Here is a 20,407-nt window from a genome sequence, read left to right on the forward strand (position 1 = left end):
GAAGGCGGCGGGCTGTACGGCCCGCAAAGCGGCAACACCTATACGCCGACCTTCACCGAGGCGCTGGGCCAGGTGTCGGTCGAGCGCGGCGCGCGCATCGCCACGCATGCGCCCGGCTCGGTCACCGAGGGCGGGGGCTACGTGCTGCTGCTGGGCCAAGAGGCCCGCAACGCCGGCACGATCCACACCCCGCGCGGGCAGACGCTGCTGGCCGCGGGCGATGCCTTCGTGATCCGTAAGGGGCTGGTCACCGACGCCTCGCAAGGCGGCACCACGTACTCGACCACGCGCGGCAACGAAGTGGCCCCGCGCGCCGATGCGGCGCTGGACGTCTCGCGCATCGATGCGGCGATCTCGCGCGGACAGGCGTCCAACAGCGGCCTGATCCTGGCTGCCGAGGGCGACATCACGCTGACCGGGCGCGACGTGCGGCTGGGCGGGACCGATGCCTTGGCGCCGCAGTCCGACGGGCAGGCCTGGCCGGGCAGCGTGACGCTGGCCAGCACCAGCGTGAACGCGCGCGGGGCCATCCACCTGCTCAACAGCGTCAGCGACAGCCAGGGGCGCATCACGCTGGCGCCGGGCGCGGTCGCGGCCGTGGTGGCCGGGGAGTTGTCGCTGGACGAGGCCGGGCGGGTGAGTATCGGCCAGGACGGGGCCACGGCGCTGGACAGCCAGCGCCTGGCGCTGATCGAGGAGTCGGCGCGCCAGGACGTGCTGCGCGGGCAGGCGCCGGAGCTGGCGCCCGGGCAGGCTTTCGACAACCTGTGGCAGGGCCAGGACCGGCGCGACCAGTCGCGCATCGAGATCGTGACCGGCGGGGTGGTGGATTTCCAGGGCCATGCGGGAGACATCCCCGGCTCGCTGGCGCTGGCCACGGGCGGGCAGATCGCGGTGGCGGCCGGCCGCGACCCGGGCGCGGGCGTGGATCCGGCCAGCGGCGCGGGCCGGGTGCAGGTGCGCGAGGGCGCGCAGCTGGACGTCTCGGGCAGCGTGGGGGTGCGCCTTGCGATGGCCGAGAACGCCATCCGGGTGGACATCCAGGGCAACGAACTGCGCGATGCGCCGCGCAATCGCGACAGCGATCCGGAGAACGACCGCAGCCTGCTCAGCAGCCTGGGGGTGTGGGTGGACCGGCGCCTGCTGGTGGCCACCGAGGACGGGCTGCTGTATACGGCCAACGGCCTGCTGGAGGTCAGCGGCTGGCTGGCCAATACGCCCAGCGGCATCGGCCATTGGACGGCGCAAGGCGGCACGGTGAGCTTGCGCGGGGGCCAGGTGCTCACGCAGGAGGGTTCGGAGATCAACCTGGCCGGGGGCACGGTGGATGTGCTGGAAGGCTACATCAACCAGAGCTGGCTGCGCGGGGCCGACGGACGGCTGTACGAGGTGTCGCAGGCGCCGGCGGACGTGGTGTACACGGGGCTGTACCAGGGTTACGAGTCGGTGCATGCGCGCTGGGGCGAGAACGCCACGCGGCGCTTCTACAACCCGCTGGTGGCGCCGGCGCGGCGCTGGGAGACGGGCTATACGGTCGGGCGCGACGCGGGGCGGCTGGTGATCGATGCGCCCACGGCGGTGCTGCAGGGCGAGGTCGATGCGCAGGCGTACCAGGGTGCGCGCCAGTGGCAGCGTCCGGATGCGGCGCTGCGCGATGCGTATCTGCAAAGCCATTACGCGGTGGCGCGGCCCGGGGCGCTGGTGCTGGGGCGCCACGGCTACCAGACCAACGGGCGCATGGCCGGGCGCATCGGGGTGTACGAGACGGACCTGCACATCGGCCAGGTGGCGCCCATCGGCTTGGACCTGGACGCGCCCGATGCGCTGCACGCGGCGCCCGAGCGGGCCAATACGGTGTGGCTGGACACGGACTGGGTCAATGCGCAGGGCTTCGGCGTGCTGGACCTGGCGGTCGGCGGGACGGTGACGGTGGGCGGGGCGCCGGGGGCTGCGGTGCCGAGCGAGGCGCCGGGGGCCGAGGGCAGCGCCCCTGCCGCCCAGGGTCCGTCGGGTCCGGCCCTGCAGGTAGCTGATGGTGGCCAAATCCGGCTGACCGGCTCGGTGGTGGACATCCGCGGCGAGATCGTGGCGCGCGGCGGGCGCATTGCGGCGGGCAACCTGTTTACGCCCAGCGGCTCGCGGGACGAGACGGTGGCCGCGCCCGGGCAGGTGGTGCTCTCGCCATCCGAGGGCGAAGCGGCGGTGACGCTGCACGAAGGCGCAAGGCTGGACGTGCGCGGGCTGTGGGTGAACCTGCTGCAGGATCCGCAGGCCGCGGCCAGCCTGGCCTGGACCGATGGCGGCACGGTGGAGCTGGCCAGCTCGCAGCACGTGGCGATGGCCCCGGGCAGCGTGATCGATGCCTCGGGCGGCGCGGCGGTGCTGCGCGATGAAACGATCCGCGGCGGGGCGGGCGGCTCGGTGGCGTTGCTGGCCGTGGCGGCCCCCGGGTTTGTTACCGGCGCCGGCGTCCTGACGCTCGATGGCGAGGTGCGCGCCTATGGCGTACAAGGGTCGGGCAGCGGCACGCTGCGGCTGCAGACCGGCGAAGGCTGGTCCATCGGCGGCGAACTGATCGGCCCCGACGGCGAGCTGCCCGCGGGCGAGACGGCCCGCATCGACCTGGTGCTGACCGAGCCGCTGACGGTGGCCGCCGGCCAGCGGCTGCCTATGCCGACGGCCTATACCGAAATCCGGGCCGGCCAGGTGCTGGACACCACGATCCACTTCACCAACACGGGCGCCACGCTGTCGGTACCCGTCGGACCCGGCGGCTGGGACCTGAACGGCACCAACATGGATGTGTACGTGGGCAGCACGCGCTACCAGGGCAGCACGGGCAATAACCGCGTGGTGCCGGAAGGCGCGGTCATCACCCGCATCAACGCGGGCGCACTGCCCGCCGGCTACGAGGTGCCGGCCTCGCTGGCCTTCCTGCCCACGCCCGCCTATACGGTGGCCGCGGGCACCCCGGCGCTGACCGACACGGTGTACGAGGCCGGCACGGTCCTGCCGGCCGGTTCGGTGCATCACGCCGGATCCCTGGCGGTGTCGCCGGTGGCGCAGTTCGATGCGGACAAGTGGCTGCACGCGGGTTTCTCGCACTACGAGATCGCGGCGCGGCGCGGAGTGGCCGTGCTCGATGGCGCGCGGCTGCAGCCCGGCGTGCCGGTATACCGGCCGACGGCGCAGGCGCTGCAGACGGGCGGGCGCGAGGCGGGCCCAGCGCTGGAGCTGGTGCGCGAGCTGCCCTTGTTCATGGAGGATCCGGCCCGTGGCGTGCTGAGCCAACGCGCCGGCGCCAGCCTGACGCTGCTGGGCGGCTCGGCCGGCACGCAGGCCGGTGTGCGCAGCGATGGCGGCGTCCATCTGGGCCGCGATGCCGAAATCGTGGTCGATCCGGGCCAGCGCGTGACCTTGGGCGCGGGTGGGCAGGTCACCATCGAAGGCCGCATCGAGGCGCCGGGCGGACTTATCGAAGTGCTCAATCTGAAAGACAAGGCACGCGAGCTGGCCGACCGGCCGAACGGCCGGTCGGTGTGGATCGGCGGGCACGCCGAACTGGACGCGGCCGGGCGCGCCTACACCGCAATCGACGCGCAGGGCCTGCGCTACGGTACGGTGTTGGCCGGCGGGCAGATCGTGCTGGGCAGTCGCGACGGTCACTACGTGGCGAACTACAGCGGCGGCGACGAAGGCCTGGAGCGCGCCGCCGACGCCTACGTGGTGGTGCGCGACGGCGCGCTGCTTGACGTCTCGGGCGCGCAGGCGGTGCTGGACGCGCCGGCCTCGCGCCAGCAAGGCGCCGCCGTGCTGTGGGGCGCGGCGCGGCCGGCCGTCTCGGCGGTGCCGCACACGGTGGCCACCGACGGCGGCCGGATCGCCATGCGCTCGTACTACGGCATCTACAACGAAGGTACGATGCGCGCGCACGGGGGCGGGGCGAACGCTTCGGGCGGCGAGCTGTCCTTGAGCCTGGAAGGGCTGGTCCACGGCCTGCCCAACGGCAGCACGCCGCTTCCGGTGGAACTGGACATCGGCCGCGTGCTGTTCATCGGCCAGGACGAACTGGCCTGGCGCCTGGCCGGCGAGGCCGTGGCAGGCCAGGCGCACGACAGCCTGGCGCTGGGCCGCGCCAGCCTGAGCGCCGCGCAGCTGGCCGCGGGCGGCTTCGACAGCCTGTCGCTGATGGGCCGCAGCGCCATCGCCTTCGACGGCGACGTGGACCTGGCGCTGGGCCGCAGCCTGACGCTGCGCCGCGGCGTGCTGATGGCCGTCACGCCCGGCGCGCAGGTGCGCCTGTCCGCGCCCTACGTGCTGCTGGACGGGCAGGCTCCCGTGACCCTGCCGCTGAACCACCGCGCGGCCCAGCTGGGTTTGCCGGAACACTTCACCGACGGCGCGGTGACGGTCGAGGGCGGCCTGATCGACGTGCGCAACCGCATGCAGTTGTTGTTCGATCAGGCGACGCTGGACAGCCGCGGCGATCTGCGTTTTCTGGCGCCCACGGCCTTCGACGCGGCGCAGGCCACGCAGGTGCCTCGCGCCTTGGGCTTGTAAGCCCCTTTGGCGGGGCGGCGGGATGCCTGGCAAAGCCGCCAGGCGTGGGGCATGAGTGATGACGCGGGGCTGTGGGCCATGCCGGGCCGGTGCACAATAAGGCATCGACCCAGCAAGGAGCCTGCATGCCCCCGTCCTGCGATACCGCCGCCGCGCTTTCCCTGGAAGAGGCGTTGTCCACCCGCCGCTCGGTGCGCGCTTATCGCCCCGATCCGGTGCCGCGCGAGTTGATTGAACGTGTGTTCACAATGGCCGGGCGCGCGCCTTCGGGCAACAACGCCCAGCCCTGGCGCGGCGTCTACGTGCTGACCGGCCAGGCTCGCCAGTCGCTGTGCCGGGCGCTGACCCAGGCCTACGACGAGCCGGACCAGTCGCCGTACCAGGGCGAGTATGCCTACTATCCCAAGCAGTGGATCTCGCCGTACCTGGACCGGCGCCGCAAGGTGGGCTGGGATCTGTACACCTTGCTGGGCATCGCCCGCGGCGACAAGGCGGCCATGCACGCGCAGCACCGCCGCAACTACGAGTTCTTCGGCGCGCCGGTGGGATTGATCTTCACCATCGACCGCATCATGTCGCAGGGCAGCTGGCTGGACTACGGCATGTTCCTGCAATCGGTGATGCTGGCCGCTCGCGCGCTGGGGCTGGACACTTGTCCGCAGGCCGCTTTCGTGCCGTACCACGCGGTGATCGCGCGCGAGCTGAAGTTCGCGCCGGACGAAATGCTGGTCTGCGGCATGGCGCTGGGTTGGATGGATAACGAGGCCATCGAGAACACGCTGGTCAGCGAGCGCGAGCCGCTGGAGACCTACCTGCGCTTTTTGTCGTGACCGGCCTGGCCAGGCCCGCTCGTGGGCTCAGCCCAAGACTTCGTCCAGCGTGCGGGCCTGCAGCGATTTGAGCGCCCAGGCTTGCAACTGCGTGCTGCCGGCGGACCGAAGCGTGGTCTGCAAGGACGGGGGCAGGGGACCGAAGCGATGCGCCAGGAGCGCATGCAGCAAGGCGGCCTGGCCTTCTGCCTGGCCTTCCAGGCGAGCCAGGTCCAACGCATCCTGTTCGTCTATGAGCGCCTGCTGCCGGCGCTCGGCTGCCATGCGCAATTGTTCGTCCGAGCAAAGCGCGTCCAGATGCCTGAGCGCTTCCCGCACCGGCGGATGATGGATTCGGCTCATGGCGTCCTTGTCCAGGTTGTGAAGCAGGCACGCGACCCAGGCCGATAGGGCAGGCGGCAAGCCTTGCAGCCTTTCGGCCTTGCGTAGCTCGATTATATGGAGTTGCAGGCTTTGCGTGGCTTCCACCTCAGGATTCCTTGCGTCGCGCAAGGAGAAGAACCAATCGGCCTGTTCCGGACGCAGGCGGAACAGGTCCTGGCCCAGCAGGCTGATGCCGATGACTGGCTTTAGCAGCCGATAGTCTTCTCCCTTGCGCAATTGCCCGGCCAGGCTGCGGGATAGATAGAACACGTTTCTTTCGGGCCAGTGCAGGTATCGGCGCCACTGCATTTCCACAGCGTAGCGCCAGCCGTTCGCATCTTGTGCCAGGACGTCGAGTACGACCTGCTTGCCTTGCAGTTCGGATGGCAGGATGGTCGGATTGAGCACGCGCACCAGTTCGATCGGTGCGGCGTGATGCCTGACGGCATTGACGAGGTCCGACAGCAGATGGGGCGCGCGGCCGAACAGGGTCTTGAAGACCAAGTCGTTGGACAGCGCCAGCCCACGGTTGTGGTCCGGCCAATGTGGCAGGTTTCTCGGCATCGGGAGTCCGCGTAAGTTTCGCCGGGACCCACTTTATCGGTGCGACCGCGGCGCCGATCACGTGGCGCCACCGTTTGGCCATGGGGAAACCTACCGACGGCAGGCCCATCGCGCTCGGCCGGCAAGGCCGGCTCGTGCGGCCTGGTCTGCCTGCCGCCGCCTGCCGGCCTACTCCAGCGCCAGCCCCTGCCGTTGCGCCTTGGCCGCCACTTTCTCGCGAAAGCGCGCCGCGTCGATCAGCACGCGTTCGTGGCGGCCTTCGGCGATTTTCTCGGCGCCATCGTGGGCTTCAACCTCGAAGACGAGCTTGCGGCCTTCGACACCCACCAGCGTGCCGCGCACCGTCACGGTATCGCCCGCCACCGTGGCGGCCAGGTGGCTGAACGACACCAGCGTGCCCACGCTTTGCTGCGCCGGCCAGTCGGTATGCGGCCGGATGGCGTCCAGGCAGGCGCATTCCATGATGCCGGCCATGTAGCCGGTGGCCAGCACCGGCGGCAACGCGCGCGCTGCCTCGATGTCGTCGAACAGCACCGGCACCAGGGCCTTGCGAGGCACCTCGTAGCGGAACTCGAATTGCAATCCTGGCTGCAATGCCATGACTTCTCCTGTTTATGGATCTTTTGCCGCCGGGCCGTCCCAAGGCAAAAGCGGCCCCCTCGGGGGGCAGCAAGCCGCAGGCGCAGCGTGGGGGCTTCTTTTGCCGCCGGGCCGTCCCAAGGCAAAAGCGGCCCCCTCGGGGGGCAGCAAGCCGCAGGCGCAGCGTGGGGGCCCTTCCTATTCTGCCTTGGCGCCGGATGCCTTGACCACCGGCTTCCACTTCACGATGTCGTCCTGGATGGTCTGGCGAAACTGCGCCTGCGTCACCGGCTTGGCCTGGGCGCCCTGGGCCGCGATGGCGTCCTGGATCTCCTTCTGGCCCAGGATCCTGTTCAGTTCCGTGTTCAGGCGCTCCTGCACCGCCTGCGGCGTCTTGGCCGGGGCCACCAGTCCATACCAGACCCGCACGTCGAAGTCCTTGTAGCCGGATTCGGCCACGGTGGGCACGTCGGGCATGGCCGGGCTGCGCTCGGGCGAGGTGACCGCCAGCGGTCGCACCTTGCCGGCCTGGATCTGCGGGTTGGCCGAGGGAATCGAGGTGACCATCAGCGGCACCTGTCCGCCCAGCAGGTCGGCCATGGCCGGGCCCGAGCCGCGATAGGGCACGTGTTCGAGCTTGATGCCGGCCACCTGCTGGAACAGCTCGCCGGCCAGGTGGGTGATGGTGCCCGCGCCCGGCGAGGCGTAGTTCAGCGCGCCGGGCTGGCGCTTGGCCTCGTCGACCACGTCCTTGAGGGTCTTGAAGCGCGAGTCGGCGCGGGTGACGATCACCAGCGGCGTTTCGGCCACGATGCCGATGGGCGCGAAGTCGCGGGTGGCGTCGTAGGCGATCTCCTTGTAGACCTCGGGCGCGATGACCATGTTGTCGATCTGGCCCAGGGCGATCTCGTAGCCGTCCGGCGCGGCGCGCATCACCGAGCCCAGGCCCACCGTGCCGCCCGCGCCGGCGCGGTTCTCGGGCACCACGTTCCAGCCGGTGGACTCGCCCAGCCCTTTGGCCACGACCCGGCCCAGGAAGTCGGTGCCGCCGCCGGGCGGGAAGGGGATGACCAGGCGCAGCGGCTTGACCGGGTATTCCTGCGCCGCGGCGGGCGCGGCCAGGACGAGCGCGGCAGGCGCGAGCAGGCCAGCCAGCAGGTAACGCATTTTCATGAAGACTCCTCCGTTGTTGTTTTGGCTCCGCCGCCCGCCAGGCGGATCGGCGAAAGATTGGCCGGAACGCTTATATAACGCCTTCCTGGCGCAATTGTGCAAGCCTTGCCGCGCCGATGCCGATTTCCGAGAGCACGGCGTCGGTGTCGGCCCCCAGTTCGGGCGCCGGATGCCGCACGCGGCACGGCGCCTGCTCGAACTTGATCGGAAAGCCCAGCATGCGGACTTCGCCATGGCCCGGGTGGGGCACGTCGATGGCCATCTGCTGGTCGCGCACCTGCGGATCGTCGAACACCTGGCGCACGTCCAGCACCGGTCCGCAAGGCACGCCGTGGCGGTTGCAGCGCTCGATCCAGTAGTCGGTGCTTTGCGTTCGGGTGCGTGCCTGCACCACCTCGCGCAGCGCCAGCCGGTTGCGCATGCGCAGGGCGTTGGTGCGGTAGTCGGGGTGATCGGCCAGCTCGGGCATGTCCAGCGCCTGCAGCAGGCGCGCATACATCATGTCGTTGCTGGGCGCGATGGCCACCTGGCCGTCGGCCGTCTCGAACAGGCCGTAGGGGGCCACGATGCCGTGATCGTTGCCATGGCGCGGCGGCAGCTCGCCGCTGGCGAAATAGTTGGAAGCCTGGAAGCTGAGCAGGTTGATCATGCTCGAGAGCAGGCTGACGTTCAGCGACTCGCCCTGCCCGGTGCGCTCGCGCCGCAGCAGGGCGGCCACGATGCCCAGGGCGCCGTGCAGCCCGGCCACCAGGTCGCTGACCGGCGGGCCGGCGCGCAGCGGCGGGCCGTCGGCCTCGCCGTTCAGGCTCATGAAGCCGCTCATGGCCTGCGCCACGAAATCGAAGGCGGGGCGGTCGCGATAAGGCCCGGTGGCCCCGAAGCCGTTGATGGCGCAATGCACGATATCGGGCCGCAGCGCCCGCAGCGGCTCGGGACCCAGGCCCAGTTTTTCCATGATGCCGGGACGGAAGTTCTCGACCACCACGTCGCAGCTGCGCACCAGTTCCGCCAGGACCTGCTTGCCCTGGGGGCTGTACAGGTCCAGCGTGACCGAACGCTTGTTGCGGTTGTAGTTGGCGAAATACCAGCTCAAGCCGTCGCGCACCACGCCCTGGCGGCGCACCGGGTCGCCTTCGCCGGGCGATTCGATCTTGATGACCTCGGCGCCCATGTCGGCCAGCAGCACCGAGCAGAAGGGTCCCGAGATGATGCGGGTCAGGTCCAGGACGCGGATGCCCGATAGCGGCATGGCGCCGGACCGGCTCGCCGGACCGCCCTCGTGCCGCGCATTCGGGTATTCCCCCTGGGGGCTGCCTGGCGGGCTCATCCTTGCGCCGCGCAGACGCTGTCGAGCCGGTGCAGCGCGCTGCGCGGGCCGGCCTTCATCACCTGGCCGGGCAGGGGCCGGCCCATGATGTCTTCGAGCAAGCGGGCGGCCTGCACCAGCCGGTCCAGGTCGATGCCGGTCTGGATGCCCATCTCGTGCAGCAGGTTGAGCAGGTCCTCGGTGCAGATGTTGCCGGTCGCGCCCGGCGCGAAGGGGCAGCCGCCGATGCCGCCCAGCGAGGCTTCGTAGGTGGAGATGCCCAGCCGCAGTCCGGCCATCACGTTGACCAGACCGATGCCGCGCGTGTTGTGAAAGTGCAGCGAGATGGGCAGGTTGCCAAAGCGCTGCTGCAGCCGCGCCACGGTGCGTTCGACCAGCGGCGGCGTGGCCATGCCGGTGGTGTCGCCCAGCGTAATGCCGTCAAAGCCGTGCTCGGCATAGCGCGCCACGATGCGCTCGAGCAGGTCCGGGTCCACGTCGCCCTCGAAGGGGCAGCCGAAGGCCACGGCCACCGCGCCCTTGCGCTTGACCTGCTGCCCGCGCGTGAGCGCCGCGATCTCGTCGATGTCCTGCAGCGAGCGCTCGACCGGGCGGTTCAGGTTCTTGCCGTTGTGGCTTTCGGAGGCCGACACGAACACCACGATCTCGTCGGCGCCGGCCTGCAGGGCCCGCTCCACGCCCTTGGCGTTGGGCGCAAGTACCGACAGCACCAGGCCCGGCACGCGGCGCGCGCCGGCCAGGACCTGGGCCGCGTCGGCCATCTGCGGCACCGCGCGCGGCGATACGAAGGACGTGGCCTCGATGTGGCGCACGCCCGCGTCGATCAGCCGGTTGAGCAGCGCGATCTTGGCGTCGGTGGGCACGAAGGCCGCTTCGCTTTGCAAGCCATCGCGCAATCCGACGTCGATCACGTCCACCCGGGTGGGCCATTGCATGGGTTGTCTCCTCCTGGTCTCTCACCTCGCCCGCAATCATGACCCCGCCGGGACGGGGGGACAATTCGCCATTTTTCGGCCAGCCATCGCCAAATGCGATGGCTGGCGCCGGCCGGTTGCCGTTTGGTTTATCGTAGGACGCTGGGCATGCCGATTCGACCAAGAAAAAATGCCGGAACAGCCGATCAAGACGTCCAAGCGGGTCTTCGAAATCCTGGAAGCCTTCGAGGAGGTCCGTCGGCCCATGGCGCTCAAGGAGTTCACCCAGCGCTTCGGCTATCCCGCCTCCAGCGCCTCGGCGCTGCTCAAGAGCCTGGTGGCCCTGGGCTATCTCGAATACGACCGTTTCTCGCGCACCTACCTGCCCACCATGCGCATGGCCACGCTGGGCAACTGGGTGCAGCAGGCGCTGTTCGGCGAAGGCGAGGTGCTGCGGCTGATGAAGCAGCTGTCCGACGAGTTCGGCGAAACCGTGACCGTGGGCGCGCAAAGCGACCTGTTCGTGCAGTACATGTACCTGATCCCGTCGGTGCTGCCGATCTGGTACGCCGTGCCCATCGGCATGACGCGTCCCATCGCGCGTTCGGCCAGCGGCTGGATGATGCTGGGCGCGCGCAGCGACGCCGAGATCGAGGCCCTGGTGCGGCGCATCAACTTCCACGAACGCGACCCCGGCAGGAAGATCGTGCTGGCCGAATTGATGGCCCATATCGAACAGGGGCGCCGGCAGGGCTACCTGTTCTCCAGGCACACGCTGGAGCCGGGCGCGGGCAACATCGCGGTGCTGCTGCCGGACCGGCGTTTCGGCCGGGCTTTTTCCCTGGGCATCCACGGGCCGGTCGAGCGGCTCGAACGCAAGGCCGAGCGGATCATCGCCGCCCTGCGCACGGGCATCGCGCAACTGGCGCACGCGCGCGCGTCAGTCTAGCGCCGGGCGTGCCGGCCTGCCTTGGCGCGGGCTTTTTTTCATCCATGTGTAAATGCATGGCCCGCCGCGCCTGCATGCCTTGCGTGCGCAGCCCCGGTGATAGACTCGATTCCGACAAGAAGACACGGGTCCGCGCAGGCCCGATAGCCACCAGGAGACACCATGCAGATCGTTCCCTTGCACGAGGATTTCGGCGCCGAGATACAAGGCCTGGACCTGCTCGATGCGGTGTCGGACGCGGCGGCCTTTGCGCAGGTGCGCGCCGCGTTCGAGGTGCATTCCGTGCTGGTATGGCGCAACCAGCCCGTCACCGACGACCTGCAGGCCACCTTCTCGCGCGCCTTCGGGCCGCTGGAACTGACCAAGGTCGGCTCGGCCGGCCACGGCACCTTCTATTCGCGCCTGAACAACATGGATGCGCAGGGCAAGGTGGTGCCGCCCAGCGACAAGGCCGTGCTGGTGGCGCGCGCCAACCAGCTCTGGCATACCGACAGTTCGTTCAAGGCCATTCCGGCGCTGGCGTCGGTGCTCTCGGCCCGGGTCATTCCCGAGAACGGCGGCGAGACCGAGTTCACCTCCACGCGCGCGGCCTGGGATCGCCTGGATCCGCGCCAGCAGGAGGGCTTGCGCGACGCCATCGCCATCCACAGCTATGCCACGTCGCGCGACCGCATCGACCCGAACATGATGAGCGCGGCCGAGCGCGCGGCGCTGCCGCCGGTGCGCCGTCGCCTGACCTGGCGCAATCCCGTCAACGGGCGCCGGGCGCTTTACATCGCCTCGCACGCCGGCGCCATCGAGGGCATGGGCGAGCAGGATGCGGCCGAACTGCTGGCCCAGCTGATCGAACAGGCCACCGCCCCGCAGTACACCTACGTGCACAGCTGGCGTCCGGGCGACGTGGTGATGTGGGACAACCGCGCCACCATGCACCGCGGCCGTCCGTGGGCCGGCGGGCAGCCGCGCGCCATCGTGCGCACCACCATCTCGGCCACCGAGGCCGACGGACTGGCCGACGTGCTGCCGCAGCGGCGGCCGGTTTCGGCCGCGGCCTGAGCCGCGCGGGCCGCCCGCCTGCCGGGCGGCGCCAGGCGAGCCGCCGCGCCGGCCGCCGCACAACAATAACCAGGGAGACACCACCATGCGTTTCATGCAGATCGCAGCACGAGTGCTGTGCGCCGCCGGCGCGGCCGCAGCCATCGGTCCGGCGCACGCGGCCGACGATTACCCTTCCAAGCCGGTGCGCATCGTCGTGCCCTATCCGGCCGGCGGCTCGACCGACACCATCACGCGCCTGCTCGGCCAGGCGCTGGCGCAACGCTGGGGCCAGCCCGTGGTGGTGGAAAACCGCGGCGGCGCCTCGGGCATGATAGGGACCGACGAGGTCGCGCGCGCCAAGCCCGACGGCTATACGCTGCTGATGAACGGCAGCGGCCCGCATACGGTCAATGTCAGCCTGTTCGAGAACATCTCCTACGACCCCGTCAAGGACTTCGAGCCCATCATCCAGACCACGACGCTGCCGCTGCTGATGGTGGTGCCGGCCAGCTCGCCGCACCGGGACGTGCAGGCCTTCGTCGGCTGGGCCAAGGCCAACGCCGGCAAGGTCAACTACTGTTCCATCGGCCCGGGTTCGCCTTCGCACCTGGCGGCCGAGCTGTTCAAGTCCTCGGCCGGGGTGGAGATGACCCACGTGCCCTACAAGGGCAGCGGCCCGGCGCTGGTCGATACGATAGGCGGCGTATGCCATGTGCTGTTCGACAGCGCCCTGTCGGCCGGCCCGCACGTCAAGTCGGGCAAGCTGCGGGCCCTGGCCATCGGCACCGAGCAGCGCGCGGCATCCTGGCCCGATACGCCGACGGTGGCCGAAAGCGGCGTGCCGGGCTTTAGCGCCTATAGCTGGACGGCGCTGTTCGCGCCGGCCGGCACGCCCGAGGCGGTCTTGCGCAAGATACAGAAGGACGCCGCCGAGGTGCTGGCCAGCCCCGAGATCACCGAGCGGCTCCAGGCGCAGGGCGCGCTGCCCGGCGGCGGTTCGTCGGCCCAGCTGGCCGCCTTCGTGGACAGCGAAATCGCCAAGTGGGCCAAGGTCATCAAGGATGGCAACATCACGGTGAACTGAAGCGGCGCGGCGGCGGCAGGCCTTAGTGCTGCGGCGGCCGCTGCGCGGCCTGCGCCGAGGCCAGCAGGTGTTCGAGCAGCAGCTTGGCGGCGCTCGAGAGCGGTCCCTCGGCGCGCACGCAGACCGACAGGCGCCGGCGCGCCCAGGGGTCCGACAGCCTTACCACCTTCACGCCGTCGCGGCGGTACAGGTCCAGCGAACGCAGCGGCAGCACGCCGATGCCCAGGCCGGCGCGCACCAGCGAGACCAGCGCATCGTAGGAGGTGGCGTGAAAGCGCACGCGCCACTCCAGGTTGGCCGCGTTGGCCTGGCGATGCAGCAGGAAACTGGCGGCGCTGCCGCGGTGCATGCCGACGTGCTCGTAGGCCAGCGTCTGCAGGAAGCCGACCGTGCGGCGCCGCGCCAGCGGATGGCCGGCCGGCACCAGCAGGGCCATCTCGTCCTCGTGATAGGGATGCACGGCCAGGCCCTCGCGCTCGTCGGACAGCGCAAAAATGCCGATGTCGGCCTCGCTTTCGGCCACCGCCCGCGTGACCACGCTGCTGACCCGCTCCTCCAGGTCCAGCCGCACGCCGGGGTGGCGGGCCAGGAAGGTCTTGAGTTCGTCCGGCAGGAACTGCGTGATGGAGGAAAGATTGGCGAACAGCCGCACGTGGCCGCGCACGCCATAGGCATAGTCCTGCATCTGGGCCGACAGGTCGGCCGCCTGGCGCAGCATCACGCGCGCGCCGCGCGCCAGCGACTGGCCGGCGGCGGTAGGCTCCACCCCGCGCGCATGGCGCGACAGCAAAGGCACGCCGGCGGCGCGCTCGAGCTCGGCGATGCGCTTGCTCAGCGCCGAGGCGGCGATGTGCTCGCGTTGCGCCGCCGCGGCGATGCTGCCGGTCTCGAGCACCGCCACGAACAGCTGCAGGGTGGTCAGGTCAAGGCGCATGGCGGCCGGGCGGCCCGCGGGCTTTAGCTGAAGGCCTGGATGCCCGTTTGCGCGCGGCCCAGGATCAGGGCGTGCACGTCGTGGGTGCCTTCGTAGGTGTTGACCACTTCCAGGTTGACCAGGTGGCGGGCCACGCCGAATTCATCCGAGATGCCGTTGCCGCCCATCATGTCGCGCGCCATGCGCGCGATGTCCAGCGCCTTGCCGCAGGAATTGCGCTTGAGCAGCGAGGTGATCTCCACGGCGGCGATGTCCTGGTCCTTCATGCGGCCCAGCCGCAGGCAGCCCTGCAGGCCCAGCGCGATCTCGGTCTGCATGTCGGCCAGCTTCTTCTGGATCAGCTGGTTGGCGGCCAGCGGCCGGCCGAACTGCTTGCGGTCCAGCACGTACTGGCGCGCACGTGTCCAGCAGTCCTCGGCCGCGCCCAGCGCGCCCCAGGCAATGCCGTAGCGGGCCGAGTTCAGGCACGTGAACGGGCCCTTCAGGCCCGCCACGCCGGGCAGCATCTGCTCGTCGGACACCTCGACCTCGTCCATCACGATCTCGCCGGTGATGGAGGCGCGCAGGCCCACCTTGCCGTGCACCGCCGGGGCCGACAGGCCGCGCATGCCCTTTTCCAGCACGAAGCCGCGGATCTTGCCGTCGTCCTCGCCGCCGCGCACCTTGGCCCACACCACGAACACGTCGGCGATGGGCGAGTTGGTGATCCACATCTTGGTGCCGGAAAGGCGATAGCCGCCGTCCACCTTGGCCGCGCGCGTCTCCATGCTGCCCGGATCCGAGCCGTGGTTGGGCTCGGTCAGGCCGAAACAGCCGATCCACTCGCCGCGGGCAAGCTTGGGCAGGTACTTGCGCTTTTGCGCTTCGCTGCCGAAGGCGTTGATGGGCACCATCACCAGCGAGGACTGCACGCTCATCATCGAGCGGTAGCCCGAATCGACGCGTTCGACCTCGCGCGCGATCAGGCCGTAGCTGACGTAGTTCAGGCCCGCGCCGCCGTATTCGGCGGGGATGGTGGCGCCCAGCAGGCCCAGCTCGCCCATCTCGGCGAAGATCGCCGGGTCGGTGTGCTCGTTGCGGAAGGCCTCCAGCACGCGGGGCAGCAGCTTGTCCTGCGCGTAGGCGGCGGCCGCGTCGCGCACCATGCGCTCTTCGTCGTCGAGCTGGCTGTCCAGCAGGAAAGGGTCTTGCCAGTTGAAGGAAACGGCCATTGGTAAGGCTCCAATGCAAATGCGTGAGAAGGGTCTAGGTCTTTTGCGCGGCCTGGCGCAATTGGGTCAGCGTGGCGGTGGGCGTGATCGCCTCGGGATCGAGCAGGCAGTGCAGGATGGCCGGCTTGCCGCTGGCCACCGCGCGCTCGAAGGCCGGGCCGAACTGCCCGGTGGTCTCGACCCGCTCGCCGTGGCCGCCGAAGGCGCGCGCATAGGCGGCGAAGTCGGGATTGCGCAGCTGGGTCGCCGAGACGCGCGCCGGATAATGCTTTTCCTGGTGCATGCGGATGGTGCCGTACATGCCGTTATCGATCACCACCACCACGATGGGCAGCTCGTATTGCACCGCGGTGGCGAACTCCTGGCCATGCATCAGGAAGCAGCCGTCGCCCGCAAAGCACACCACCATGCGTTCGGGCAGCACCCGCTTGGCGCTTACCGCGGCCGGCAGGCCATAGCCCATCGAGCCCGAGGTGGGCGCCAGCTGGCTGCCGTAGCAGCGGTTGCGGTGAAAGCGGTGCAGCCAGGTGGCATAGTTGCCCGCGCCGTTGGTCAGGATGGCGTCGTCGGGCAGGGTGCGTTCGAGCCAGTCCATGATCTGGCCCATCTGCAGCGCGCCGGGCGTGCGCACGGCCGCGCCGTCGCTCCAGGCCAGGTAGGACTGGTGCAGGGTTTCGATGTCGGATTCGCGCTGCGGGTCCAGGTCCGGGCAGACGGCATCCAGCGCCGCGGCGAAGGCCGTGGGCGAGGCATGGATGGCCAGTGCCGGCCGGTACACCCGGCCCAGTTCGCTGCTGTCCGGATGCACGTGCACCAGCGGCTGGCGCGGCACCGGGATGTCGAACAGGGTGTAGCCCTGGCTGGGGCTCTCGGACATCCGTCCGCCCACCAGCAGCACCAGGTCGCTGTGGCGGATGCGCTCGAGCAGCGCCGGGTTGGCGCCCAGGCCCACGTCGCCCGCATAGCAGGGATGGCGGGCGGGAAACAGCATCTGGCGGCGGAACGACACCGCCACCGGCAGGCGGGTGCGTTCGGCGAAGGCGGCGAACTGCTCGACGGCCTGCGCGCTCCAGCGGCTGCCGCCCAGGATGGCGATGGGGCGGCGCGCCTGCGCCAGGCGCTGCGACAGCGCCTGCAGCTGCGCCGCGCCGGGCTCGGTTTCGACGACCTCGTAGCGCGGCGCGTCGGCCGCCTCGGCCATGTCGGTCAGCATGTTCTCGGGCAGGGCGATCACCACCGGGCCGGGGCGCCCCGAGGTGGCGACGTAGAAGGCCCGCGACACCAGCTCGGGCAGCCGGCCGGCATCGTCGATCTCGGTCACCCATTTGGCCTGGGTGCCGAACACGGCGCGATAGTCCATCTCCTGGAAGGCCTCGCGCTCGCGCATGCCGGTCTCGATCTGGCCGACGAACAGGATCATCGGCGTGGAGTCCTGGCTGGCGATGTGCACGCCGGCCATCGCGTTCGAGGCGCCGGGCCCGCGCGTGACCATGCAGATGCCGGGCGCGCCGGTCAGCTTGCCGTGGGCCTCGGCCATCATGGCCGCGCCGCCCTCCTGGCGGCATACCGTGACGGCGATGTCGGAATCGACCAGGGCATCGAGCACGGCCAGGTAGCTCTCGCCGGGCACGCAGAACACGTGGTCCACGCCGTGTATGGCCAGCTGGTCGACCAGGATGCGCCCGCCGGAGCGGGCAGGGGCTGTCTCTTTGGATGTAGGCATAGTGGCCGCTAGGTTAATGTGCGCTGGGCGCACAAGGCAATTGATAAAATTGCACAATCTATTGATCGGATTGCACGTCGTCCACGAACTTGCGCGCCCGGCTGCCTTTTCCCGAACAGGCCGCGCGCGCGACCAGGCACCCATGACCCACACCGTACCATCCCTGGCGGCCTTGCAGGCCTTCGAAGCCTCGGCGCGCCTGGGCAGCTTTTCGCGGGCCGCCGAGGAACTGGCCCTGACCCACAGCGCGGTCTACCGCCAGGTGGCCGGCCTGGAGGCGCGCCTGGGCGTGGCCCTGTTCACGCGCGTCCGCCGCCGCATCGTGCCCACCGCGGCGGGCCTGGAATACGCGGGGCGCATCCGCCACCACCTGGAGCAGATCGAGCGCGATACCGCCTCGCTGGTGAGCCAGGCCGCCATGGGCCGCAACCTGGAAGTGGCGGTGTTCCCCACGCTGGCCACCACCTGGCTGGTTCCCAAGCTGACGGACTTCCAGCGCCTGCACCCGGACATCACGGTCAGCCTGTCGCTGCGCACCCAGCCTTTCCAGTTCAAGGATCATCCTTTCGATGCCGCCATCTACCAGGGCGAGCACCTGTGGGCCGGCACCCAGGGCTGCCGGCTGTTTCCCGAGAAGGAGCTGGTCCCGGTCTGCGCGCCCGCCGCGCTGGCCGCGGGCCGGGCGCCCAGCGGCCTGCCCGCCGGCATGGTCCATTTGCACCTGAGCACGCGGCCGGACGCCTGGCGCGACTGGTATGCGGCGCACGGCCACGACGGCGCCGCCGCGGCCGCCGCCGGGCCGCGCTACGAGCTGTTCACGATGGTGCTGGCGGCCGCCGCGGCGGGCCTGGGGGTGGGGCTGGTGCCGCGTTTCCTGGCCGAGGGCCCGCTGGCGCGCGGCGAGCTGTGCATCCCGGTCGAGCAGCCGCTGCCGGTGCCGCATGCCTATTTCTTCGCCTATCCCCTGCAGCGCCCGAAGTCCGAGGCCCTGGGGCATTTCGAAAGCTGGCTCAGCGCCGTCGCGCGGCAGGCCGTGCCGCGCTGACGCTTCAGCGGAACACCACCGTGCGGTTGCCGTTGAGCAGGATGCGGTGCTCGACGTGGCTGCGCACCGCGCGCGCCAGCACCAGCGACTCGACGTCGCTGCCCACCTGCACCAGGTCCTGCGCCTCGAAGGTGTGATCCACCCGCTCGATGTCCTGTTCGATGATCGGGCCTTCGTCCAGGTCGGGCGTGACGTAGTGCGCGGTCGCGCCGATGATCTTGACCCCGCGCGTGTGTGCCTGGTGATAGGGCCGCGCGCCCTTGAAGCTGGGCAGGAAGCTGTGGTGGATGTTGATGGCCCGGCCTTGCAGCTGCCGGCACAGGTTCTCGGACAGGATCTGCATGTAGCGCGCCAGCACCACCAGGTCGATGCGTTCGGCCTGGACCAGTTCGAGCAGCCGCTGTTCCTGCTGCGCCTTGTTCTCCGGCGTGACCGGCAGGTGATGGAAGGCGATGCCGTAGGAGCGCGCCAGGGGCTCGAAGTCGGGATGGTTGGAAACGATCGCCGCCACGTCGGCGCGCAGCTGGCCGCTGTGGGTGCGGAACAGCAGGTCGTTCAGGCAGTGGCCCTGCTTGCTGACCATGATGAGCAGGCGGGCGCGGCGGCGCGCATCGTGGATCTCCCATTGCATGCCGTATTCCTGCGCCAGCGGCGCGAAGCGCTCGCGCAGCGTCTCGCCGTCCATGCCCGGCGGCAGGTCGAAATGCACGCGCAGGAAGAAACGGCCGGTCTGCTCGTCGCCGAATTGCTGGGCATCCAGGATGTTGCCGTTCAATTCGAACAGCAGGCCGCTTACGCGGTACACGATGCCGGTGCGGTCGGGGCAGGAGAGCGTCAGGATGAAATCGTTGTGTTGCGGCATGAAGGGTGCGGGTTTCAGGGTTGCGGCGCGGGGGTCAGGTCGAAGCCGCCCGCATGGTAGACCAGGGGCATGGCCGGCGTGTGGGCGCAATGCTCCACCTGTCCGACCAGGATGATGTGATCGCCCTCGGCATAGCGGCTGCGGTTGCGGCACTCGAACCAGGCCGCGCAGGGCGCATCGAGCATGGGCGCGCCGCCGGGCGCGCGCGTCAGCGCCACGTCCCGGAAACGCTCGGGCGTGATGCCGCGCGCAAAGCGCGAGGCCAGCGCCAGCTGGCTGGCCGAGAGCACGTGGATGACGTAGCGCTCGCATTGCTCGAAGGCGGCCAGCGAGGACGAGCCGCGCGACAGGCTCCAGAGCACCAGCGGCGGGTCCAGCGAGACGGAATTGAAGGAGCTGACCGTCAGCCCCACCGGCTGGCCGGCGGCATCCTCGGCGGTCACGATGGTGACGCCGGTGGCAAAGCGCCCCAGCGCGGTGCGGAAGTGGACGGAATCGAAGGAAGGAGGGCTTGCGCGCATGCTGCTTGGTGTGAGGCGGCGTCGGCTGGCGGACGCCGCGGATCAGGGCGAGAGGCGCTCGATGCGCCAGGTGTCGTCCTGGGCCAGGCGATAGACCAGCCGGTCGTGCAGGCGCGAGGGCCGGCCTTGCCAGAATTCGATGGTGTGCGGCGCGACGCGATAGCCGCCCCAATGGGGCGGGCGGACTGGCGATTCGCCCAGTTCCTGGGCATAGCGGGCGGCGGCCGCCTCCAGGGCCTCGCGCGTCACGGGCCGGCTTTGCGCCGAGGCCCAGGCGCCGATGCGCGAGCCCAGCGGCCGGCTCTGGTAGTAGGCATCCGATTCGGCCGGCTCGACTTTCTCCACCGGCCCTTCGATGCGCACCTGGCGCTCTAGCGGCTGCCAGAAGAACAGCAGGCTGGCCCAGGGTTGTCCGGCCAGTTCCCGGCCCTTGCGCGAATCGTAGTTGGTGTAGAAGACAAAGCCGCGCGCATCGAAACCCTTGAGCAGGACGATGCGGGCCGAGGGCCGCCCTTGCGCGTCGGCGGTGGCCAGCGTCATGGCGTTGGGCTCGGGCACCTGGGCGGCGAGCGCCTCGTCGAACCAGCGGGAAAACTGCTCTAGGGGCGTGGCGGCGGCCAGGTGCTCGAGCAGCTGGTGCTTGGCGTAGTTCTGGCGCAGATCGGCGATGGACATGATCGTAGCGGCAAAGGGCGCGCCGCCGGCAGCGGCGCCGCAAAGAAAGCGGGGC

Annotated in this window: 16 protein-coding genes and 1 pseudogene; 6 read left to right on the forward strand and 11 right to left on the reverse strand. The window is 70.1% G+C overall.

Features of this window, described 5'->3' with window-relative positions; genetic code table 11:
- Positions 1-4,560: pseudogene (locus V8Z80_RS14670) on the forward strand (hypothetical protein); the annotation flags it as partial.
- Positions 4,561-4,685: 125 nt separating this feature from the next.
- Entirely contained in the window at positions 4,686-5,390 is a 705-nt protein-coding gene (locus V8Z80_RS14675) for a nitroreductase (RefSeq protein WP_336062515.1), read from the forward strand.
- Between the two features lie 27 nt (positions 5,391-5,417).
- Here V8Z80_RS14675 and V8Z80_RS14680 read toward each other — a convergent pair whose 3' ends face one another.
- The 5 genes from V8Z80_RS14680 to V8Z80_RS14700 all read right to left on the reverse strand — a co-directional run bounded on the left by V8Z80_RS14680 (position 5,418) and on the right by V8Z80_RS14700 (position 10,331).
- Positions 5,418-6,317, reverse strand: a complete 900-nt coding sequence (locus V8Z80_RS14680) for an Rpn family recombination-promoting nuclease/putative transposase (RefSeq protein WP_336062516.1) — start codon at positions 6,315-6,317, stop codon at positions 5,418-5,420.
- A 168-nt stretch (positions 6,318-6,485) separates the two neighbouring features.
- Entirely contained in the window at positions 6,486-6,917 is a 432-nt protein-coding gene (locus V8Z80_RS14685) for a thioesterase family protein (protein WP_155192856.1), read from the reverse strand.
- A 177-nt stretch (positions 6,918-7,094) separates the two neighbouring features.
- The gene (locus tag V8Z80_RS14690; RefSeq protein WP_155192855.1) at positions 7,095-8,069 is read right to left on the reverse strand and encodes a Bug family tripartite tricarboxylate transporter substrate binding protein; all 975 of its coding nucleotides are present in this window, start codon (positions 8,067-8,069) and stop codon (positions 7,095-7,097) included.
- A gap of 70 nt (positions 8,070-8,139) precedes the next feature.
- Positions 8,140-9,318, reverse strand: a complete 1,179-nt coding sequence (locus tag V8Z80_RS14695) for a CaiB/BaiF CoA transferase family protein (protein ID WP_336062517.1) — start codon at positions 9,316-9,318, stop codon at positions 8,140-8,142.
- 74 nt (positions 9,319-9,392) lie between these two features.
- Positions 9,393-10,331 carry a hydroxymethylglutaryl-CoA lyase gene (locus V8Z80_RS14700; protein ID WP_336062518.1) on the reverse strand — a complete coding sequence of 313 codons (939 nt, stop codon included), beginning with the start codon at positions 10,329-10,331 and terminating at the stop codon, positions 9,393-9,395.
- A 169-nt stretch (positions 10,332-10,500) separates the two neighbouring features.
- Here V8Z80_RS14700 and V8Z80_RS14705 point away from each other — a divergent pair, with 169 nt between their 5' ends.
- The 3 genes from V8Z80_RS14705 (at position 10,501) to V8Z80_RS14715 (ending at position 13,381) form a co-directional block, all read left to right on the forward strand.
- Complete coding sequence (locus V8Z80_RS14705) at positions 10,501-11,259, forward strand: IclR family transcriptional regulator (RefSeq protein WP_155192849.1); 759 nt, start codon at positions 10,501-10,503, stop codon at positions 11,257-11,259.
- Between the two features lie 162 nt (positions 11,260-11,421).
- Complete coding sequence (locus tag V8Z80_RS14710) at positions 11,422-12,315, forward strand: TauD/TfdA dioxygenase family protein (protein ID WP_336062519.1); 894 nt, start codon at positions 11,422-11,424, stop codon at positions 12,313-12,315.
- A gap of 85 nt (positions 12,316-12,400) precedes the next feature.
- Complete coding sequence (locus V8Z80_RS14715; protein ID WP_336062520.1) at positions 12,401-13,381, forward strand: Bug family tripartite tricarboxylate transporter substrate binding protein; 981 nt, start codon at positions 12,401-12,403, stop codon at positions 13,379-13,381.
- Positions 13,382-13,403: 22 nt separating this feature from the next.
- Here V8Z80_RS14715 and V8Z80_RS14720 read toward each other — a convergent pair whose 3' ends face one another.
- Genes V8Z80_RS14720 through V8Z80_RS14730 form a run of 3 tightly spaced genes read right to left on the reverse strand, consistent with a single transcriptional unit; the run spans position 13,404 to position 17,249 of the window.
- Positions 13,404-14,315, reverse strand: a complete 912-nt coding sequence (locus V8Z80_RS14720) for a LysR family transcriptional regulator (protein ID WP_155192844.1) — start codon at positions 14,313-14,315, stop codon at positions 13,404-13,406.
- Positions 14,316-14,338: 23 nt separating this feature from the next.
- Positions 14,339-15,526 carry an acyl-CoA dehydrogenase gene (locus tag V8Z80_RS14725; RefSeq protein ID WP_155192842.1) on the reverse strand — a complete coding sequence of 396 codons (1,188 nt, stop codon included), beginning with the start codon at positions 15,524-15,526 and terminating at the stop codon, positions 14,339-14,341.
- 34 nt (positions 15,527-15,560) lie between these two features.
- Entirely contained in the window at positions 15,561-17,249 is a 1,689-nt protein-coding gene (locus tag V8Z80_RS14730; RefSeq protein ID WP_336062521.1) for a thiamine pyrophosphate-binding protein, read from the reverse strand.
- Between the two features lie 142 nt (positions 17,250-17,391).
- Here V8Z80_RS14730 and V8Z80_RS14735 point away from each other — a divergent pair, with 142 nt between their 5' ends.
- Positions 17,392-18,294, forward strand: coding sequence for a LysR substrate-binding domain-containing protein (locus V8Z80_RS14735; RefSeq protein ID WP_155192838.1), 903 nt, complete (start codon positions 17,392-17,394; stop codon positions 18,292-18,294).
- A gap of 4 nt (positions 18,295-18,298) precedes the next feature.
- Here the strand turns inward: V8Z80_RS14735 and purU are convergent, their stop codons facing one another.
- The 3 genes from purU to pdxH are packed head-to-tail and all read right to left on the reverse strand — an operon-like array spanning position 18,299 to position 20,352.
- Positions 18,299-19,156: a formyltetrahydrofolate deformylase gene (purU, locus tag V8Z80_RS14740; protein WP_336062522.1), complete on the reverse strand. Its 858-nt coding sequence runs from the start codon at positions 19,154-19,156 to the stop codon at positions 18,299-18,301.
- 14 nt (positions 19,157-19,170) lie between these two features.
- On the reverse strand, positions 19,171-19,677 hold the full coding sequence (locus V8Z80_RS14745; RefSeq protein WP_155192835.1) for a flavin reductase family protein: 507 nt from the start codon (positions 19,675-19,677) through the stop codon (positions 19,171-19,173).
- A gap of 42 nt (positions 19,678-19,719) precedes the next feature.
- Complete coding sequence (gene pdxH / locus V8Z80_RS14750; RefSeq protein WP_336062523.1) at positions 19,720-20,352, reverse strand: pyridoxamine 5'-phosphate oxidase; 633 nt, start codon at positions 20,350-20,352, stop codon at positions 19,720-19,722.
- Positions 20,353-20,407: the final 55 nt, after the last annotated feature.

Source organism: Orrella sp. JC864 (genome assembly GCF_037026685.1).
Taxonomy (GTDB): Bacteria; Pseudomonadota; Gammaproteobacteria; order Burkholderiales; family Burkholderiaceae_B; genus Orrella.

Bases quoted from the DNA above. Each gene is read 5' to 3' on its own strand.
- V8Z80_RS14675 (WP_336062515.1), top strand. From the start codon at position 4,686: ATGCCCCCGTCCTGCGATACCGCCGCCGCGCTTTCCCTGGAAGAGGCG.
- V8Z80_RS14685 (WP_155192856.1), bottom strand. From the start codon at position 6,917: ATGGCATTGCAGCCAGGATTGCAATTCGAGTTCCGCTACGAGGTGCCT.
- V8Z80_RS14705 (WP_155192849.1), top strand. From the start codon at position 10,501: ATGCCGGAACAGCCGATCAAGACGTCCAAGCGGGTCTTCGAAATCCTG.
- V8Z80_RS14710 (WP_336062519.1), top strand. From the start codon at position 11,422: ATGCAGATCGTTCCCTTGCACGAGGATTTCGGCGCCGAGATACAAGGC.
- V8Z80_RS14680 (WP_336062516.1), bottom strand. From the start codon at position 6,317: ATGCCGAGAAACCTGCCACATTGGCCGGACCACAACCGTGGGCTGGCG.
- V8Z80_RS14715 (WP_336062520.1), top strand. From the start codon at position 12,401: ATGCGTTTCATGCAGATCGCAGCACGAGTGCTGTGCGCCGCCGGCGCG.
- V8Z80_RS14735 (WP_155192838.1), top strand. From the start codon at position 17,392: ATGACCCACACCGTACCATCCCTGGCGGCCTTGCAGGCCTTCGAAGCC.
- pdxH (WP_336062523.1), bottom strand. From the start codon at position 20,352: ATGTCCATCGCCGATCTGCGCCAGAACTACGCCAAGCACCAGCTGCTC.
- purU (WP_336062522.1), bottom strand. From the start codon at position 19,156: ATGCCGCAACACAACGATTTCATCCTGACGCTCTCCTGCCCCGACCGC.
- V8Z80_RS14720 (WP_155192844.1), bottom strand. From the start codon at position 14,315: ATGCGCCTTGACCTGACCACCCTGCAGCTGTTCGTGGCGGTGCTCGAG.
- V8Z80_RS14725 (WP_155192842.1), bottom strand. From the start codon at position 15,526: ATGGCCGTTTCCTTCAACTGGCAAGACCCTTTCCTGCTGGACAGCCAG.
- V8Z80_RS14745 (WP_155192835.1), bottom strand. From the start codon at position 19,677: ATGCGCGCAAGCCCTCCTTCCTTCGATTCCGTCCACTTCCGCACCGCG.
- V8Z80_RS14695 (WP_336062517.1), bottom strand. From the start codon at position 9,318: ATGCCGCTATCGGGCATCCGCGTCCTGGACCTGACCCGCATCATCTCG.
- V8Z80_RS14730 (WP_336062521.1), bottom strand. From the start codon at position 17,249: ATGCCTACATCCAAAGAGACAGCCCCTGCCCGCTCCGGCGGGCGCATC.
- V8Z80_RS14690 (WP_155192855.1), bottom strand. From the start codon at position 8,069: ATGAAAATGCGTTACCTGCTGGCTGGCCTGCTCGCGCCTGCCGCGCTC.
- V8Z80_RS14700 (WP_336062518.1), bottom strand. From the start codon at position 10,331: ATGCAATGGCCCACCCGGGTGGACGTGATCGACGTCGGATTGCGCGAT.